General features: G+C 71.9%; 17 protein-coding genes, 1 pseudogene and 1 riboswitch. Of the genes and pseudogenes, 2 read left to right on the top strand and 16 right to left on the bottom strand.

Going from position 1 to position 17,125, the window contains the following annotated elements:
- The 3 genes from ACIQZN_RS04615 to rlmN form a co-directional block, all read right to left on the bottom strand.
- Positions 1-1,605: an ABC transporter permease gene (locus ACIQZN_RS04615; RefSeq protein WP_403988314.1), complete on the bottom strand. Its 1,605-nt coding sequence runs from the start codon at positions 1,603-1,605 to the stop codon at positions 1-3.
- Positions 1,606-1,691: 86 nt separating this feature from the next.
- A complete protein-coding gene (locus ACIQZN_RS04610) occupies positions 1,692-2,795 on the bottom strand; it encodes a thiamine ABC transporter substrate binding subunit (protein WP_403988312.1) in 1,104 nt (367 codons plus the stop codon).
- Positions 2,796-2,879: 84 nt separating this feature from the next.
- Positions 2,880-2,996, bottom strand: a riboswitch (TPP riboswitch).
- Positions 2,997-3,054: 58 nt separating this feature from the next.
- Complete coding sequence (gene rlmN, locus ACIQZN_RS04605; RefSeq protein WP_164401695.1) at positions 3,055-4,161, bottom strand: 23S rRNA (adenine(2503)-C(2))-methyltransferase RlmN; 1,107 nt, start codon at positions 4,159-4,161, stop codon at positions 3,055-3,057.
- 120 nt (positions 4,162-4,281) lie between these two features.
- On the opposite strand from rlmN, the gene ACIQZN_RS04600 reads away from it, so the two are divergent.
- Positions 4,282-4,812, top strand: coding sequence for a hypothetical protein (locus ACIQZN_RS04600; RefSeq protein WP_403988310.1), 531 nt, complete (start codon positions 4,282-4,284; stop codon positions 4,810-4,812).
- Positions 4,813-4,877: 65 nt separating this feature from the next.
- Here the strand turns inward: ACIQZN_RS04600 and ACIQZN_RS04595 are convergent, their stop codons facing one another.
- The 5 genes from ACIQZN_RS04595 to rpsB form a co-directional block, all read right to left on the bottom strand.
- Positions 4,878-5,975 (bottom strand): phosphatidate cytidylyltransferase, encoded by a 1,098-nt coding sequence (locus ACIQZN_RS04595; protein ID WP_403988308.1) that lies wholly within the window; start codon positions 5,973-5,975, stop codon positions 4,878-4,880.
- The gene (frr, locus tag ACIQZN_RS04590; protein ID WP_018102371.1) at positions 5,975-6,532 is read right to left on the bottom strand and encodes a ribosome recycling factor; all 558 of its coding nucleotides are present in this window, start codon (positions 6,530-6,532) and stop codon (positions 5,975-5,977) included. The genes ACIQZN_RS04595 and frr overlap by 1 nt, the downstream gene beginning before the upstream one ends.
- 157 nt (positions 6,533-6,689) lie before the next feature.
- Entirely contained in the window at positions 6,690-7,466 is a 777-nt protein-coding gene (gene pyrH / locus ACIQZN_RS04585; protein ID WP_403988306.1) for a UMP kinase, read from the bottom strand.
- A 156-nt stretch (positions 7,467-7,622) separates the two neighbouring features.
- On the bottom strand, positions 7,623-8,459 hold the full coding sequence (gene tsf / locus ACIQZN_RS04580; RefSeq protein WP_093705743.1) for a translation elongation factor Ts: 837 nt from the start codon (positions 8,457-8,459) through the stop codon (positions 7,623-7,625).
- Between the two features lie 97 nt (positions 8,460-8,556).
- Positions 8,557-9,471 (bottom strand): 30S ribosomal protein S2, encoded by a 915-nt coding sequence (gene rpsB, locus ACIQZN_RS04575; RefSeq protein WP_383166060.1) that lies wholly within the window; start codon positions 9,469-9,471, stop codon positions 8,557-8,559.
- A 277-nt stretch (positions 9,472-9,748) separates the two neighbouring features.
- Here rpsB and ACIQZN_RS04570 point away from each other — a divergent pair.
- Positions 9,749-10,168: pseudogene (locus ACIQZN_RS04570) on the top strand (peptidoglycan DD-metalloendopeptidase family protein); the annotation flags it as partial.
- Positions 10,169-10,512: 344 nt separating this feature from the next.
- Here the strand turns inward: ACIQZN_RS04570 and ACIQZN_RS04565 are convergent.
- The 8 genes from ACIQZN_RS04565 to lepB all read right to left on the bottom strand — a co-directional run bounded on the left by ACIQZN_RS04565 (position 10,513) and on the right by lepB (position 17,108).
- Positions 10,513-11,085 (bottom strand): TetR/AcrR family transcriptional regulator, encoded by a 573-nt coding sequence (locus tag ACIQZN_RS04565; RefSeq protein ID WP_073863156.1) that lies wholly within the window; start codon positions 11,083-11,085, stop codon positions 10,513-10,515.
- Positions 11,086-11,188: 103 nt separating this feature from the next.
- Positions 11,189-12,025 carry an RNA polymerase sigma factor WhiG gene (gene whiG / locus ACIQZN_RS04560; RefSeq protein ID WP_403988303.1) on the bottom strand — a complete coding sequence of 279 codons (837 nt, stop codon included), beginning with the start codon at positions 12,023-12,025 and terminating at the stop codon, positions 11,189-11,191.
- A 195-nt stretch (positions 12,026-12,220) separates the two neighbouring features.
- On the bottom strand, positions 12,221-13,444 hold the full coding sequence (gene dprA / locus ACIQZN_RS04555) for a DNA-processing protein DprA (RefSeq protein ID WP_403988301.1): 1,224 nt from the start codon (positions 13,442-13,444) through the stop codon (positions 12,221-12,223).
- Positions 13,441-15,066: a YifB family Mg chelatase-like AAA ATPase gene (locus ACIQZN_RS04550; protein WP_403988299.1), complete on the bottom strand. Its 1,626-nt coding sequence runs from the start codon at positions 15,064-15,066 to the stop codon at positions 13,441-13,443. The genes dprA and ACIQZN_RS04550 overlap by 4 nt, the downstream gene beginning before the upstream one ends.
- The gene (locus ACIQZN_RS04545; protein ID WP_403988297.1) at positions 15,066-15,425 is read right to left on the bottom strand and encodes a YraN family protein; all 360 of its coding nucleotides are present in this window, start codon (positions 15,423-15,425) and stop codon (positions 15,066-15,068) included. Before ACIQZN_RS04545 ends, ACIQZN_RS04550 begins: the two co-directional genes overlap by 1 nt.
- Positions 15,426-15,509: 84 nt before the next feature.
- Positions 15,510-15,818 carry a DUF2469 domain-containing protein gene (locus tag ACIQZN_RS04540; protein WP_018102380.1) on the bottom strand — a complete coding sequence of 103 codons (309 nt, stop codon included), beginning with the start codon at positions 15,816-15,818 and terminating at the stop codon, positions 15,510-15,512.
- 62 nt (positions 15,819-15,880) lie between these two features.
- Positions 15,881-16,369 (bottom strand): NUDIX hydrolase, encoded by a 489-nt coding sequence (locus ACIQZN_RS04535; protein WP_403988295.1) that lies wholly within the window; start codon positions 16,367-16,369, stop codon positions 15,881-15,883.
- Positions 16,359-17,108 carry a signal peptidase I gene (gene lepB / locus ACIQZN_RS04530; protein WP_403988293.1) on the bottom strand — a complete coding sequence of 250 codons (750 nt, stop codon included), beginning with the start codon at positions 17,106-17,108 and terminating at the stop codon, positions 16,359-16,361. The genes ACIQZN_RS04535 and lepB overlap by 11 nt, the downstream gene beginning before the upstream one ends.
- Between the last annotated feature and the right edge of the window lie 17 nt (positions 17,109-17,125).

Below are 17,125 nucleotides of genomic sequence, written 5' to 3'. Positions count from 1 at the left end.
CTAGAACTCCCCGGATCGGTCGGTGCGGATGCGTTCGAGCAGCAGCAGCGACACCGCGCACACGAGCATCAGGATGGTGCTGAGGGCCATGGCCTGGCCGTAGTTGAGGTCCCCGGACCGGCCGAGCAGCCGCGCCACGGCCACCGGCAGCGTCGGATTGTCGGGCCGCGCGATGAACACGGTCGCACCGAACTCGCCCAGCGACACGGCGAACGCGAACCCGGCGGCGACCAGCAGAGCCCGCCGTACGAGCGGGAAGTCCACCTCGCGCCAGGCCCGCAGCGGCGAGGCCCCGAGCACCGCCGCCGCCTCCCGCAGCCGTGCGTCCACCGCGCGCAGGACCGGCAGCATGGTCCGTACGACGAAGGGCACCCCGACCAGCGCCTGGGCGAGCGGCACCAGGATCCAGGAGGTACGGAGGTCCAGCGGCGGCTTGTCCAGGGTGATCAGGAAGCCGAAGCCGACGGTGACCGCCGAGACCCCGAGCGGCAGCATCAGCAGCGCGTCGAAGCCCCGGACGAGCCGGCCCGCCCGCCGGGTCAGCGCGGCGGCGGCGAGCCCTCCGACGACGAGGGCGATCAGCGTCGCGACGAGGGCGTAGCGCAGGGAGTTGCCGATGGCCTCGATCGGCGCCACCAGGAACGTACCGCTGTTGGCGTCCGCCGAGGTCAGCGCGCGGTAGTAGGCGAGACCGGAACCGCCGAGCGAGCGTTCCACGAGTACCGCGAGCGGCAGCAGGACCAGCAGCAGCACGCTCAGCAGGACCCCGGCGAGCAGCGTCCACTGCCCGGCCCCCTGCGGCCTGCGCGCGGTCACCGCCGGGTCGACCAGCTTCAGCGCGCGCTCCCTGCGGCGTACGGTCCAGGCGTGCACGGCGAGGATCGCGCCGACGGCGGCGAACTGCACGAGCGTCAGCACCGCGGCCGTGGGCAGGGCGAGCAGCTGCGCGGTCTGCCGGTAGATCTCCACCTCCAGCGTGGAGAATCCGGGACCGCCGAGGATCTGTACGACCCCGAAGGAGGTGAAGGTGAAGAGGAAAACCATCAGCGCGGCGGCGGCCACGGCCGGGGCGAGCGCGGGCAGCGTGACACGGCGCCAGGCGGTGAACCGGCTCGCGCCCAGCACCCGGGCGGCCTCCTCCTGGCGCGGGTCGAGCTGCGCCCAGAGCCCGCCGACGGTGCGGACGACGACCGCGTAGTTGAAGAAGACGTGCGCCAGCAGGATCGCCCACACAGTGGTGTCGAGCCGTACGCCCCACAGCTCGTCCAGCAGCCCGCCGCGGCCGAGCAGCGCGAGGAACGCGGTGCCCACGACGACGGTCGGCAGCACGAACGGCACCGTGACCACGGCCCGCAGCACCTGCTTGCCGGGAAACTCGAACCGGGCGAAGACATACGCGCCGGGCAGCGCGATCAGCAGGGTCAGCGCGGTCGAGGCGAGCGCCTGCCACAGCGTGAACCACAGGACGTCCAGGATCTCCGGCCGGGCCAGCACCTCGCCGAACCGGCCGAACTGCCAGACGCCGTCCGCCTTGAGCCCCCGGCCCACGATCGCGGCGACCGGGTAGGCGAAGAACACGGCGAAGAACGCGACGGGCACGGCCATCAGGCCGAGCCGCACCGCGGTCCCGCGCCGGGCCCGGGCGCGTGCGGATCTCCCGCGCGCGCCCGGTCCGCGTACGGGAGTCTTCGCTACTTCACTACGAGCGAGGACCATGACTGGACCCACTGCTCACGGTTCTTGGCGATGGCGTCCGGGGCGACGGTCGCCGGCTTCTCGGCGGTGGCACCGAACTTGGTGAAGAGCTCGGGCACCTTCGCGTCCTTCGCGACCGGGCTGACGAACATGGTGAGCGGCATGTCCTCCTGGAACTTCTTCCCGATGAGGAAGTCCAGCAGGGCCTTGCCACCCGCCTCGTTCTTCGCGCCGTCCAGCAGACCGGCGAACTCGATCTGGCGGAAGCACGTCCCGGTGGCGACCCCGGTCGGGGCGGTCTTCGGCTGCGGGTCCGCGTAAAGCACCTCGACGGGCGGGCTGGAGGCGTAGCTGACCACGAGCGGGCGGTCGGCCTTGGCCTTCCTGCCGCCGGCCGAGCCGGAGAACTCCTCGTTGTACGCCTGCTCCCAGCCGTCCACGACCTTGACGCCGTTGTCCTTCAGCTTCTTCCAGTAGTCCTGGTAGCCGTCCTCGCCGAAGGCGGAGACGGTGCCGAGGAGGAAGCCGAGTCCGGGCGAGGAGGTCGCGGCGTTCTCGGTGACCAGCAGGTCCTTGTACGCGGGCTTCGCCAGGTCCGCGAAGGTCTTCGGCGGCGCGAGCTTCTTGTCGGCGAAGTACTTCTTGTCGTAGTTGACGCAGATGTCACCGGTGTCGACCGGGGTGACCCGGTGCTTGTCCGCGTCCAGCTGGACATCGGCCGGGACCCGGTCCAGGCCCTTGGCCTCGTACGGGGTGAACAGGCCGTTGTCCAGGGCGCGCGAGAGCAGGGTGTTGTCGACGCCGAAGAACACGTCGCCGCGCGGGGAGCCCTTGGTCAGGATCTCCTGGTTCAGGGCGGCGCCCGCGTCCCCGCTCTTGAGGACCTTGACGGTGTAGCCGGTCTCCCGGGTGAACTCCTTCAGGACGTCCTTGGAGGCGTTGAAGGAGTCGTGGCTGACCAGCGTGACGGTCTTGGAGCCGGTGCCCTTGGTCGAACCGGAACCGGAAGCCGAGTCGTCGGAACTTCCGCAGCCGGCCAGCGCGGTGACGCCGAGCGCGGCGGCGACGGCCGCCACCGCGGCCTTCTGGGTGGTGCTCATGTGTGATTCCTCCTGGAGTGACCAGGAAGAGACGCGGCCCCGCCCGCACACCGGCCGGAGCCGGAAGCGGGCAGGGCGCAACAGCTTGAGTAAGGTCCGAACTTCCTACCCGGAATGACCCGGGCGAGGTTCAGAGGGTCTGCGGCCAACCTGTCCTTGGTGCCGCACTCTCAGCGCTGTGGCGCTCCCCTGTCGGAATATGAAGTTGATTTCGGCCCCAGGCTACACGGCCGTTTTCGGCCGTGGTCCGGGCCCGCTTTCAGCGCTCGGAGGCCGCCAGCTGCCCGCAGGCGCCGTCGATCTCCTGGCCCCGGGTGTCGCGGACGGTGACCGGGACGCCGTGGCTCGCGATGGCCTCCACGAACGCCCGCTCGTCCTCGGGCCGCGAGGCGGTCCACTTGGAGCCGGGCGTCGGGTTGAGCGGGATCAGGTTGACGTGGACGCGCTTGCCCTTGAGGAGGCGGCCCAGCAGGTCGCCGCGCCACGCCTGGTCGTTGATGTCGCGGATCAGGGCGTACTCGATGGAGATGCGGCGGCCCGACTTCTCCGCGTACTCCCACGCGGCGTCCAGCACCTCGCGCACCTTCCACCGGGTGTTGACCGGCACGAGGGTGTCGCGCAGCTCGTCGTCCGGGGCGTGCAGCGAGACCGCGAGGCGGCACTTGAACCCCTCGTCGGCGAACCGCAGCATCGCGGGCACCAGGCCGACGGTGGAGACGGTGATCCCGCGCTGCGAGAGGCCGAGGCCGTCGGGCTCGGGGTCGGTCAGCCGGCGGATCGCGCCGACGACGCGGTTGTAGTTGGCCAGCGGCTCGCCCATGCCCATGAACACGATGTTGGAGAGCCGGGCGGGCCCGCCCGGGACCTCGCCGTCGCGCAGCGCGCGCATGCCGTCCACGATCTGGTGGACGATCTCCGCGGTCGACAGATTGCGGTCGAGACCGGCCTGCCCGGTCGCGCAGAACGGGCAGTTCATCCCGCAGCCGGCCTGTGAGGAGATGCACATCGTGACCCGCTCCGGGTAGCGCATCAGGACGGACTCGACCAGCGTCCCGTCGTGCAGCTTCCAGAGGGTCTTACGGGTGGTGTCGTCGTCGCAGCTGATGTGCCGGACGACGGACATCAGGTCGGGGAACATCGCTTCGGCGAGCTTGTCCCGCGATCCGGCCGGGATGTTGGTCCACTCGGCCGGGTCGTGCGCGTACCGCGCGAAGTAGTGCTGCGAGAGCTGCTGGGCGCGGAACGGCTTCTCGCCGATCGCGGCGACGGCCTCCCTGCGCTCGGCGGGCGTGAGGTCGGCGAGATGCCGCGGCGGCTTCTTGGCTCCGCGGGGCGCGACGAAAGTGAGTTCTCCGGGCTTAGGCATGGTTCTTCCAGTGTGGCAGACGCGCGGAGCTGTCCCGGTGCGTCGCGGTGAGGGGCGGCTCACGGGGTAACCGGGTCAATACAGGGAGTTCCGCAGCAGCCGCCGCAGGAGGTAGGTGCCGTGCACACCGTCAAACACTGGTTCAACGACAGCCTGATCGGGCAGGGCCTGGTGGTCTTCGGACTCGGCGTGGGCCTGAACGCGCTGTTACGCCACGACGACCCCCCGGCCATGTGGCTGGTCCAGGCCGCCGTCTACACCGTCGTCGTGATGGTGGCCATGGCCCTCCAGCGGAGGCGCACGAGCCGGGCGACGGGCGCGTCCCCGGGTGCCATCGCCGGCCTCGACCGCAAGATCCGCCACCGTGAGGTGCCGAACGACCCCGAGGAACGGGCCGTGATGCGGCGACTGGTCGACGAGCATCTGGGGAAGATGGAACGAGGGAAGCGGTGGCTCCCGTTCTGGATGGGGTTCATGGGCCTGATCGTCGTCGCCATGTGCGTACTCGCCGCCACCACCGGGGGCTCTCTGCTGTTCCCGCTGGCCTTCGCCTTGTTCATGGCGGCGTTCTGCGTCTGGATCCTGTGGATGCGCCGCCGGTCGCTGGCGTTGAACCGCGGCATGCGGACGGCACTGCGCGAGCGCGGCTGACACCACATGGCTGAGGGGCCACCGCTCGTGAGCGGTGGCCCCTCAGCCATGTGTGCGGTCCGGTCTCAGCCGGAGCCGACGAACAGCACCAGCAGCAGCCAGACCACCGGGGCGGTCGGCAGCAGCGAGTCCAGCCGGTCCATGATCCCGCCGTGGCCCGGGAGCAGCGTGCCCATGTCCTTGATGCCCAGGTCCCGCTTGATCATGGACTCGCCCAGGTCGCCCAGGGTGGCGCTGGCCGCGACCGCGAGGCCCAGCAGCAGCCCCTGCCACCAGGAACCGTCGTCGATCAGGAACTGCATGCACAGCGCACCGGCCACCATGGCGAAGGTGACCGCCCCGAACAGGCCCTCGCGCGTCTTGCCGGGGCTGATGCGCGGCGCCAGCTTGTGCTTGCCGAACCGCCAGCCGACCGCGTACGCCCCCGTGTCGCTGACCACGGTCAGCAGCAGGAAGGTCAGCACCCGCTGCGGGCCGTCGTCGGCCTTCAGGAGCATGGCGACGAAGGTGGCCAGGAAGGGCACGTAGAACGCGGCGAAGATGCCCGCCGTGACGTCCCTGAGGTAGTCCTCGGGCGGCTGGGCCATCCGCCAGACGAGCACCGCCAGGGCGGTCAGGGCCATGGCGATCCAGGCACCCTCGGCCCCGCGCGCGTACCCGGCGATCACCATGGCGGCGCCGCCGACGGCGAGCGGCACGAGGGACGCCTTGATGCCCTTGCGCTCCTCCAGCCGGGAGGTGAGCTCCCACAGGCCGACCACGACGGCGAGCACGATGACGCCGACGAAGACGGCCTTGACGACGAAGAGCGAGACGACGACCAGGGCACCGAGCCCCAGGCCGACCCCTATGGCGGCTCCCAGGTCCCGGCCCGCGCGCTTCTTCTGCGGCGGCGGGGGCGGGGGCGGCGGCGCGGTCGGCATGGGCTCCTGCGGCTTCTCGTCGCGGAACAGGGGGCCGCCGCTCAGGCGTCCGGCCCCCTGGTCCCGGTGATCACGGTCTTCAGCGTCTCTACCTGCGTCGGGAACGTCCGGCACGATGGGCATGGGCCGAGTCTGCTGGGCGTCATGCACATCGTAGGCAGGACCCGCCGCAGCGCCCTGCATCTCCGGCGCGACCCATTGGCCGGCGCCCTGCGGAGCGCCCCAGGAAGAGTCGTTCATCAGACTTCGAGCAGCTCGGCTTCCTTGTGCTTCAGCAGCTCGTCCACCTGCGCGACGTACTTCGCGGTGGTGTCGTCGAGCTCCTTCTCGGCGCGGCGCACCTCGTCCTCGCCGGACTCCTTGTCCTTGACCAGCTTGTCGAGCGCTTCCTTGGCCTTGCGACGGACGGCGCGGATCGAGATCTTGGAGTCCTCGGCCTTCGTCTTCGCGACCTTGATGTAGTCGCGGCGACGCTCCTCGGTCAGCTCCGGGAAGTTGACCCGGATGATATTGCCGTCGTTGCTCGGGTTGACGCCCAGGTCCGAGTCGCGGATGGCCTGCTCGATGTTGCGCAGCGCGGTCTTGTCGAACGGCGTCACGACGGCCATACGGGGCTCGGGCACCGAGAACGAGGCCAGCTGGTTGATCGGGGTCGGCGCACCGTAGTAGTCGGCGACGATCTTGTTGAACATCGCCGGGTGCGCACGGCCGGTACGGATCGCGGCGAAGTCCTCTTTCGCGACGACGACGGCCTTCTCCATCTTCTCCTCGGCCTCAAGGAGGGTTTCTTCGATCACCACGTGCTCCTGCGTGTCTTGAACGGGCCCGGCGGGCCCGGCGGGTCCTGCGTCGCGTCCTCACCTGCACGGTGTCCGACCGGCAGGCCGTTGTCCATCTTCCGGGGCGGTCCCGCGCCCCTGTTCCACCGGGCCTCACCGGTGGACGCGCCGGTGGTCAGGCGCGGGTGTCCTGGTCGCTCACGAGCGTGCCGATCTTCTCACCCTTGACCGCGCGGGCGATATTGCCCGCTGCGGTGAGCTCGAAGACGAGGATCGGCAGTGCGTTGTCGCGGCAGAGCGTGATGGCGGTGGCGTCGGCGACCTTGAGGTCGCGGGCGAGCACCTCGCTGTACTCCAGCGCGTCGAACTTGACCGCGGCGGGGTTGGTCTTCGGGTCGGAGTCGTAGACCCCGTCCACGCCGTTCTTCCCCATGAGCAGCGCCTCGGCGTCGATCTCCAGGGCTCGCTGGGCGGCGGTGGTGTCGGTGGAGAAGTAGGGCATGCCCATGCCGGCGCCGAAGATCACGACGCGGCCCTTCTCCAGGTGCCGCACGGCGCGCAGCGGGATGTACGGCTCCGCGACCTGGCCCATGGTGATGGCGGTCTGGACACGGGAGTCGATGCCCTCCTTCTCCAGGAAGTCCTGGAGGGCGAGGCAGTTCATCACGGTGCCGAGCATGCCCATGTAGTCGGAGCGCGCCCGGTCCATGCCCCGCTGCTGGAGCTCGGCGCCGCGGAAGAAGTTGCCGCCGCCGATGACGATCGCGATCTCCGCGCCGTCCCGGACGACGGCCGCGATCTCGCGGGCGATGGCGTGCACGACGTCGGGGTCGACACCGAGGCCCCCGCCACCGGCGAACGCCTCTCCGGACAGCTTCAGCATGAAGCGTCCGCGCACCTTGCCGTCCTCGCGCTTGTCGTCGTCTTTGGCGGCGTCCGCGCCCTTGTTCATGGGGATTCTCCTCGTGCACATACGAAGAAGGCCATTGCCGGTGGGTCTGGTGTCCCTTGCGGCAATGGCCTCCTCGTCAGATCTGCGGTCGTACGGCGGTGTGCGGCCGTCGACTGCACCAGACCCTACCGGGTCCGCCGTTTTTCGCGGACGGACTCAGATGCCGACCTTGATACGCGTGAAGCGCTTCAGGGTGACACCGGCCTCGTCCAGAACCTTCTGGACCGACTTCTTGTTGTCCAGCGCGTACGGCTGGCCGAGGAGGGTGGCCTCCTTGAAGAAGCCGTTGACGCGACCCTCGACGATCTTCGGAAGGGCGGCCTCGGGCTTGCCCTCGGCGCGGGTGGTCTCCTCGGCGACGCGGCGCTCGGCCTCGACGACCTCGGCCGGGACGTCCTCGCGGGAGAGGTACTTCGGCGCGAAGGCGGCGATGTGCTGGGCGAGGCCCTTGGCCAGGTCGGCGTCGGCCTTGTCCAGCTCGACCATCACACCGATCTGCGGGGGCAGGTCGGGCATGGTGCGGTGCATGTAGACCGAGACGAAGGCACCCTGGAACTGCGCGAAGCGGTCCAGGACGATCTTCTCGCCGAGGTTGGCGTTGGCCTCGTCCACGTACGCCTGGACGGTCTTGCCGGGCTCGATCTCGGAGGCGAGCAGCGCCTCCAGGTCGGCCGGGGAGGTCGCGGCGACGTGCGCGGCGAGGGCGTTGGCGACGGCCTGGAACTTGTCACCCTTGGCGACGAAGTCGGTCTCGCACTTGAGCTCGACGAGGACACCGGAGGTGCTGTCCTCGGAGACGAGGGAGACGACCGCGCCGTTCTCGGCGGAACGGCCCTCGCGCTTGGCGACGCCCTTCTGGCCCTTGATACGCAGCGCCTCGACGGCGCCGTCGACGTTGCCGTCGGCCTCGTCGAGCGCCTTCTTGCAGTCCATCATGCCGGCGCCGGTGAGCTCGCGGAGCTTCTTGACGTCAGCGGCGGTGTAGTTCGCCATGAGTCTGTGTTCTCTCTCGAAGTCTGAAAGATCTACGGGTGGACGGCGGGGGCGGTGCCAGTGCACCGGCCCCCGCCGTCTTCAGCCGTGACGGGTGTCAGGCCTGCTCGGCGTCCGCGGCCGGGGCCTCGGTCTCGGCCTCGGCCTGCTCGGCGGCGATGGCCTCCGGCTTCGCGTCGGCGTCGGCGTCCTTCTCGGTCTCGGCGGAGGACTGGACCTCGGCGTCGGCCTTCTTGTCGCCCTCGAGCAGGTCACGCTCCCACTCGGCGAGGGGCTCGCCGGCGGCCTTCTCGCCCGGCTTGGAGTCGCCGGTCGCGGCGCCGGAGCGGGCGATGAGGCCCTCGGCGACGGCGTCGGCGATCACGCGGGTGAGCAGGGTGACGGAGCGGATCGCGTCGTCGTTGCCCGGAATCTTGTAGTCGACCTCGTCGGGGTCGCAGTTGGTGTCGAGGATCGCGACGACCGGGATGTGGAGCTTGCGCGCCTCACCGACGGCGATGTGCTCCTTCTTGGTGTCGACGACCCAGACGGCGCTCGGCACCTTCTGCATCTCGCGGATACCACCGAGGGTCTTCTCCAGCTTGGCCTTCTCGCGGGAGAGGACCAGGAGCTCCTTCTTGGTGAGGCCGGAGGCGGCCACGTCCTCGAAGTCGATGAGCTCCAGCTCCTTCAGGCGCTGGAGGCGCTTGTAGACGGTGGAGAAGTTGGTGAGCATGCCACCGAGCCAACGCTGGTTGACGTACGGCATGCCGACGCGCGTCGCCTGCTCGGCGATGGCCTCCTGGGCCTGCTTCTTCGTACCCACGAACATGATGGAGCCGCCGTGCGCGACGGTCTCCTTGACGAACTCGTAGGCGCGGTCGATGTACGACAGCGACTGGAGCAGGTCGATGATGTAGATGCCGTTGCGCTCGGTGAAGATGAAGCGCTTCATCTTCGGGTTCCAGCGACGGGTCTGGTGACCGAAGTGGACGCCGCTTTCCAGCAGCTCCCGCATCGTGACGACGGCCATGGCCGTACTCCTTGAGGTACTCGGTTATCGCGGCAGCGGGTTTGCTGTCGCGCCTGACGTCCCGGCGCGCCGTGCCACAAAGGGACCGAGGGGCGCGGCCACCTCCGCTGAGCGGGTGGTGGCGGGGCGTGCGAAGTCGACCCGGTGACCCGGGCCGCCAGAAGAAGTGTACGGGACCGTCCGGGTGCCGGGTGACGGCGCTGTCCACAACCGGCCGGTAGTCCACAGATCCGGCTCATGATCCCCACGCGGGCGGGGTCCGGGGGACGGTGGCGCCATGCGAATCACATGCGAACGGGTGCGTGGGTGGCTCCCCTGGGCCGTCGTGCTCGCCGCGCTGACGGCGTGGGGCGGATGGCCGGGCGCCGCCGTGGCGGCGGGCACCGGCGAACGTGTCTGGCCGCTGGCCGGCCGTCCCCCGGTGCTGCGGGGATGGGAGCCGCCCGCCGGGCCTTACGGGCCGGGCCACCGGGGCGTGGACCTGGCCGCCGCGCCGGGCACCGCGGTGCTGGCCGCCGCCGCGGGCCGGGTCTCGTTCGCGGGGGCGGTCGCCGGGCGCGGGGTGGTCTCCGTCGAGCTCACGGGGTCGGGCGACCCCCCGCTGCGGACGACGTACGAGCCGGTGCGCCCGCTGGTCGCGAAGGGCGACGAGGTCGCGGCGGGGCAGGCGGTGGCGGTGCTGGAGGCGGGGCCGTCGCACTGCGCGGCGGGCTGCCTGCACTGGGGGCTGCGCCGGGGGGAGGCGTATCTGGACCCGCTGTCGCTGCTGCCGCCGTCACTGCTGCGACGCGGCCCTTCGCGCCTGCTGCCGGTGTACGGGGTGCCGCTGCCGGGTGCGCTGGAGGCGGGGGCGCCGGTCGCGCACGGGGCCGTCGGGCCCGCCCTGCTGGTGGTGCTCGCCGTGCCGTGGCGGTGGCCGTCGCGGCGGGGTCGGTCGCGGGCGTCGGCGCGGCGGGGTCGGCCGCCGGTGCCGGCGGGGCCGGGTCGGTCGCGGCCGGGTCGGTCGCGGGTGCCGGCGGGGCCGGGTCGGTCGCGGCCGGGTCAGTCGCGGGTGCCGGCGCCCCGGACGCCGTCGAGGATCATGGCGACGGCGGTGTCGGCGATGACGCCGGGCTCCTCCGCCACGGTCAGCTCGATACGTCGGACGGCGGCGTCCACGGAGCCCTGGAGCAGCATGGCCGCGAGGCGGGGCTCCGCGTGGCCGAGGTCGCCGAGCGCCTCCACGATCATGGCGATGAGCCCGCCGTGCGCGGCCCGGATCTTCTCGCGGGCGCCCGCGTCCAGTTCGCTGGCGGAGATGGCGACCACGGCGCGGTGGCGCCGGTCCCCGACCAGGTCGAGCTGGCGCCGTACGTACGCCTCGATCTTCTCCTCGGGCGTCCCGGCCCGCTCCATCGCGCTCTCCACCTCGGCCGCCCAGACGGGGAAGTCGACGGCGCAGAGCTCCTCCACGACGGCGGCGCGGGAGCGGAAGTACTCGTAGACGGAGGACCGGGCGAGGCCCGTGCGTTCGGCGAGGGCGGGGAAGGTCAGCGCTTCCGTGCCCCCTTCGGACAGCAGGGAGCGCGCTGCGTCCAGGAGGGCGCCGCGCTGCATGGTCCGGTGCTCGGCCACGGAGGCCGCTCGAATCCTGGGCACGCCTCCACTCTACGGCGACAGCCGCCGGGAGGTACGCGCGCGGGCCGAGGTTCCCGGCCCGGGCGTCCGGCGGGCCCGCTCAGCGCCCGGCGTCGGCCAGCTTCGCGCGGAGCTGGAGCACCGATTTGGTGTGGATCTGACTGACCCGGCTCTCGGTGACCCCGAGGACGTTGCCGATCTCGGCGAGGGTGAGGCCCTCGTAGTAGTAGAGCGTGACAACCGTCTTCTCGCGGTCCGGGAGGGTGTTGATCGCCCGGGCGAGCAGCCGTCTCAGCTCCCGGTCCTCCGCCACCTCCACCGGATTGTCGGCGGCGGTGTCCTCCAGCGTGTCCATCAGGCTCAGCCGGTCGCCGCCCTCGCCGCCCACATGCAGCAGTTCCTCCAGCGCGACCACGTTGGCCAGGGACAACTGGCTGAAGACGGCGTGCAGTTCGTCCAGCGTGACGTCCATCTCCGCCGCGACCTCCGCCTCGGACGGGGTGCGGCGCAGCTGCGCCTCCAGCGTCGCGTAGGCGCGCTCGACGGCGCGCGCCTTCTGCCGCACGGAGCGCGGGATCCAGTCCAGTGCCCGGAGTTCGTCGATCATCGCGCCCCGGATGCGGGTGATCGCGTACGTCTCGAACTTGATGGCCCGTTCGATGTCGAACTTCTCGATCGCGTCGATCAGCCCGAACACCCCGGACGAGACGAAGTCCGCCTGCTCCACATTGGACGGCAGGCCCACGCTCACCCGCCCGGCGACGTACTTGACCAGGGGCGAGTAGTGCAGGATCAGCTGCTCCCGCAGCCGTTCGTCGCCGGTCGTCTTGTACGAGCGCCACAACTCGTCGAGCGAGGACGGGGCGGGAGGGCGCACAGTGCCACGCGCAGCCGGTGGAACTGCCGCGCGGTCAGACCCGGAGGTGTGCTGGGGCATGTGGTGCCTTGAGCCGTTCTGCCGTGAAGTACTGGGACTTGTCTCTGGGGCGGAATCCTTGTGAGCGTAGCGTGACTGGGCTGTCGCGGTGCGCGCAGGATAGAGGATGCCGACCGGGCGCTCACCGGCCCCGGAGTCACCGTCGAAGCGTCCGCCGAGGTCATCGGCATCACCTTTTCACCCGAATGCCCCAGGTCAAGAACCGCCTCGCCGCGCGTCGTCCCGACAAGTCGGCCTCCGCGTCAACCTCCATCCCTCGCCCACGCGTTCGACGTATCCCAGTGAGTGCAGTTCGTACAGCTTGCCGAGGGCCTCGTCGGCGCTCGTCCCGGCGCCCCGCGCCACCTCCCGGGCATCGACGGCGGCGCGCGCCGGCAGCGCGTCCAGCACCCGCCCGGCGACGGCGTCCAGCAGGTCCCGGGGCAGCACCGGACCGCTCCTGGACGGCGCCAGGTCCCCGATGTCGCCCACCAGCTCGGCCACTTCGGCGGCGTCCGTCACCAGCACGCCTTCCCCGCGCAGGAGTTCGTGGACACCGGCCGACAGACCGCTGGTCGCCGGCCCGGGGACGCCCATGGTGAAGCGCCCCAGCCGCTGCGCGACCCGCGCCGTCACCAGCGAACCGCTGCGGTACTCCGCCTCGACGACCACCGTCCCCCGCGTCAGCGCGGCGATCACCCTGTTCCGCAGGACGAACCGGCTCCGCGTCGGGTGCTCGGACGGCGGCAGCTCACCGATGACGAGCCCCTGCCCGGCCACCCGGGCGATCAGCTCGGCGTGGCCCGGCGGATAGGCCACGTCCACCCCGCAGGCCAGCACCGCCACCGTCGCCCCGCCCGCCGCCAGCGCGCCCCGGTGCGCCGCGCCGTCCACCCCGAAGGCGGCGCCCGAGACCACCACCCAGCCGCGCTCCGCGAGCCCCGCGCCCAGCGTCGTCGCCATGTGCGCCCCGTACGGGGTGCAGGCGCGGGCGCCGACCACGGCGACCGAGCGCAGCGCCCAGAGCCGCAGATCGGGCCCGCCCCGCACCCACAGCCCGGTCGGCCGCGCGTCGCCCAGGTCGTCCAGCTGCGTCGGCCACTCGCGGTCGCCGGGGCAGACGAAGCGCCCGCCGACCGCCGCGACGGCGGCAAGATCCCGCTCCGGGTCGGCCCGGGCGGCCCGGAGCCGGTAGCCCGCGAGCCGCCGCACGGTCATGCCGCGCAGCCGCTCCGCCTCCCCGGCCGGGTCCGTGATGCGGCGCCACAGCCCGACCGCGCCGCACTCCCGCAGCCACCGCCCGCCCCGCTCGTCGCCGGGCTCCAGCACCCGGGTCAGCGCCGCCCGGGCCAGCCGCTCCGCCGCGCCCGGGCCCGCGCCTCCGCCCGCCCCCGGGTCCGCGCCGTACACGAGCCCGGCTCCCCCGCCGTGGCCCGTCATGGCGCCCCCGCCCCCAGCGGCACCCCGCGCGGGATGCCGCTGCGCAGTTCCAGGGCGGCCGCCACGTCCGAGGCGTCCGGGCGGGCCGCTCCGCGCAGGTCCGCGACCGTCCACGCCACCCGCAGCACCCGGTCCAGGCCCCGGGCCGTGAGCAGCCCGCGCTCCATGTCCCGCTCGGCCGCCATCAGCGCGCCCGGGGCCGCGGCCAGCCGGGTCCGCAGCTCGTGTCCCGGCACCTCGCTGTTGGTCGTCCAGGGCGTGCCGGCCAGCCGCTCGGCCGCGCGCTCCCGGGCCTCCCGGACCCGGGCGGCGACGGTCTCCGTGGACTCGCCCCGGCCGCCCCGCCCCATCAGGTCCTCCCGCGTGACCGGGTCGACGGTCACCCTGAGGTCCACCCGGTCGAGCAGCGGCCCGGAGAGCCTGGCCTGATACCGCCGCACCGCCGAGGGCGGGCACTCGCAGCCGTCACCGCTCAGGGTGTGGCGCCCGCAGGGGCACGGGTTGGCGGCGAGCACCATCAGGAACCGGGCCGGCAGCCGCACCACCCCCGCGCTGCGGGCCACCACGACGTGCCCGGACTCCAGGGGCTGGCGCAGCGCGTCCAGTGTCTTCACGGAGAACTCCGGCGCCTCGTCCAGGAAGAGGATGCCGCGATGGGCGAGCGAGACGGCCCCCGGCCTGGGCAGTCCGTTGCCCCCGCCGACCAGCGACTGCATGGTCGCCGAGTGGTGCGGCGCGCAGTACGGCGGCCGGGCGATCAGGGGCTCCCCCGGTGGCAGGATGCCGGCCACCGAGTGGACGGCGGTCACTTCGAGGGACTCCTGCCGGGTGAGCGGCGGCAGGATCGCGGGCATGCGCTCGGCCAGCATGGTCTTGCCCGCGCCCGGCGGACCGGTCAGCAGCAGATGGTGGCCGCCGGCCGCGGCGACCTCCAGGGCCTTGCGCGGCCGCTTCTGGCCCGCCACGTCCGCGAGGTCCGGCCGGGCGCCGTCCCCCGCCGCCGGGTCCCTGGCGAGGCCGGTGCCCAGTCCGGCGCCGGGCACCATCAGCCCGGCGAGCATCGGATCGGGGCGCCCCTCCTCCTCGGACCGCTGTTCGTCCGGCACCGGCTCGTCGCACAGCACCGCGATCAGCTGCCGCAGGCTGCGCACCCCGAGCACGGAGACGCCGGGGACGAGGGCCGCCTCGCCCGCGGTCTGTTCCGGGACGACCACCTGGCGGTAGCCGGCGTCGGCCGCCGCCAGGACCGCGGGGAGCACACCCCGTACCGGGCGCACCCGGCCATCGAGCCCCAGCTCCCCGATCATCACCACGTCGGCGATCGACTGGGGGTCGATCCGCTCCGCCGCGCCGAGGACCGCACAGGCGACGGCCAGGTCGAAGCCCGAGCCCCCCTTGGGCACCGAGGCCGGGGAGAGCCCCACGGTGAGCTTCTTCTGCGGCCACTCCGCGCCGGAGTTGACCACGGCCGCCCTGACCCGGTCCCGGCTCTCCACCAGGCTCTTGTCGGGCAGGCCCACCAGCGTGAACGCCGCCACACCGGCCTCCAGGTCCGCCTGGACCTCCACCACCACACCCTCGACGCCGACCAGGGCGACCGAGCAGGCACGTGCGAACCCCATCAGGCCACCCCCCGCGCGTGCTCGGCCAGGGGCGCGCCGCGCTCGGGCAGCACCACCCCGACCAGGTCGATGCGCACCCCGCCCGGCGGCGGACCGCCGTGCCGCTCCACCCAGAGCGCGGCCAGCCGGCGCAGCCGCTCGGCCTTGGCCGGGGTGACCGCGGCCATCGGATGCTCGTACGTGCCCGACCTGCGGGTCTTCACCTCGCAGATGACGAGCGCGTCCCCGTCCATCGCGACGATGTCGATCTCACCGGCGCGACAGCGCCAGTTCCGTTCCAGTACGGACATGCCGACGTCGGCCAGCAGCCGCGCCGCCAGGTCCTCGCCGTACCGCCCGAGAGCCCCCCGTGCGTTCATATCGGCACCACCTCCGGCACCGACTCTGACGCGTCCGCCCTACTTCAGTGGATCTTGGTGGACAAGCGGGCGATTGTGGATAACTCAGCCACTCGGAAGTTCGAGATCGCTCTTGTTGAGCTCCTCGATGTTGACGTCCTTGAACGTGAGCACCCGTACCTGCTTCACGAACCGGGCGGGCCGGTACATGTCCCAGACCCAGGCGTCCGCCATGGACACCTCGAAGAACACCTCGCCCTGGACCGAGTGCACCTGCATCTCGTAGTCGTTGGTGAGGTAGAAGCGCCGTTCGGTCTCGATCACGAATTTGAACAGACCGACGACATCGCGGTACTCCCGGTAGAGCTTCAGCTCCATCTCGGTCTCGTACTTCTCGAGGTCCTCGGCGCTCATTGGCATGTTCCCCTTCAGCCGTGCGTTTCCCCATTGTGCGCCGGGCTCCGGCGCCCCGGAGCTCAGCCGCTTCCGGGCGCCAGGTCCACCGGCGTACGCGGAGGGCCCTCGTCGAGCAGCCTCCGGAGCAGGTCGGCGAGCCCGGTGGGGTACACCGTCTCACGCGCCGCCGACAGTTCGGCGGAGGTCCACCACCTCAGCTCCGTGACACTGCGGCGTTCCAGCCATGTGTGGCCGCTGGTGTCCGTGGCGGTCTGTGCCGTACGGGCCAGGAAGTACCACTCGTCCTGGTCCCACCGCCGGCCGTCGAAGGTGAAGGAGCACCGGCGCCGCCAGATCACCGGGCCCAGTTCGACATCGGTGATCCCGGTCTCCTCGGCCAGCTCGCGCAGGGCGGCCCGCTCGTGGGTCTCGTCGCCCTCCAGGCCGCCGCCCGGGGTGAACCACCAGGTGCGGGCCGGGTCCTCCGGTTCGAAGCCGTGCATCAGCAGAATCCGGTCGTCCGGATCGAGGAGCACCAGACGGGCGACCCTGCGCACCTCAGCGGACACCGGCGGTCGCTTTCGGCTGCGCGCTCCGCTTCGGCCGGGCGGCCCGGGCCGCGAGCGGGCCGTACGCCGCCCCGCCCAGGATGAGCACGACGCCCACCACCATGGCGGTCAGCTGGAGCCGCAGCGGCCCGGCCGACGAGATACCGCCCGGCAGCGCGGCGAACGCCTCGGGCCGGTCGATCATGGAGCCCAGCGGCCAGGCCACGGCGTCGAGCCTGGACTCCACGGCGTCCTGGGGCACCGAGCCGTGCACGGCGTCCTCCAGGTGGACCCGGGAGTCCAGCGAGACCGTGCGGTCGTCGCCCAGCAGGAAGAGCTGGCCCTTGGGGACCTCGGCGGTGAAGTCCTGGGCCGAGGCGCGGCCGGGCGACCGCAGATACGGTTCGTCCATGGGTATGCCGTTGACCGTGAGGCGGCCGTCCTTGCCGCAGCAGGCGATCTTGTCGCCGCCGACCCCGACGACCCGCTTCACCATGGGGGTGTTGCCCCACTCCGGGTCGTTGAAGACCACCACGTCACCGCGCCGGACCTCGCTGCCGTCCACGCGCTGCGCGAGGACCTTGTCGCCCGCCTCGACCGTCGGGGTCATCGACCCGGTGGGCACCGTGTACGGCTGGTAGACGAACGCGCCCCAGACGAAGCCGCCGAGGAAGAGCAGGCAGCCGAGGGCCACCGCCGCCCCGGACAGCCTGCTGCCGGGCCGGCCGCGGCCGTCGTCCGTACGACCTGTTGCACCCATACCGGCGTCCCCCATCG

It is taken from the genome of Streptomyces sp. NPDC097595 (assembly GCF_044761525.1).
In the GTDB taxonomy this organism is placed as follows: domain Bacteria; phylum Actinomycetota; class Actinomycetes; order Streptomycetales; family Streptomycetaceae; genus Streptomyces; species Streptomyces drozdowiczii_A.
This window is presented reverse-complemented; position numbering and strand designations above follow the sequence as displayed.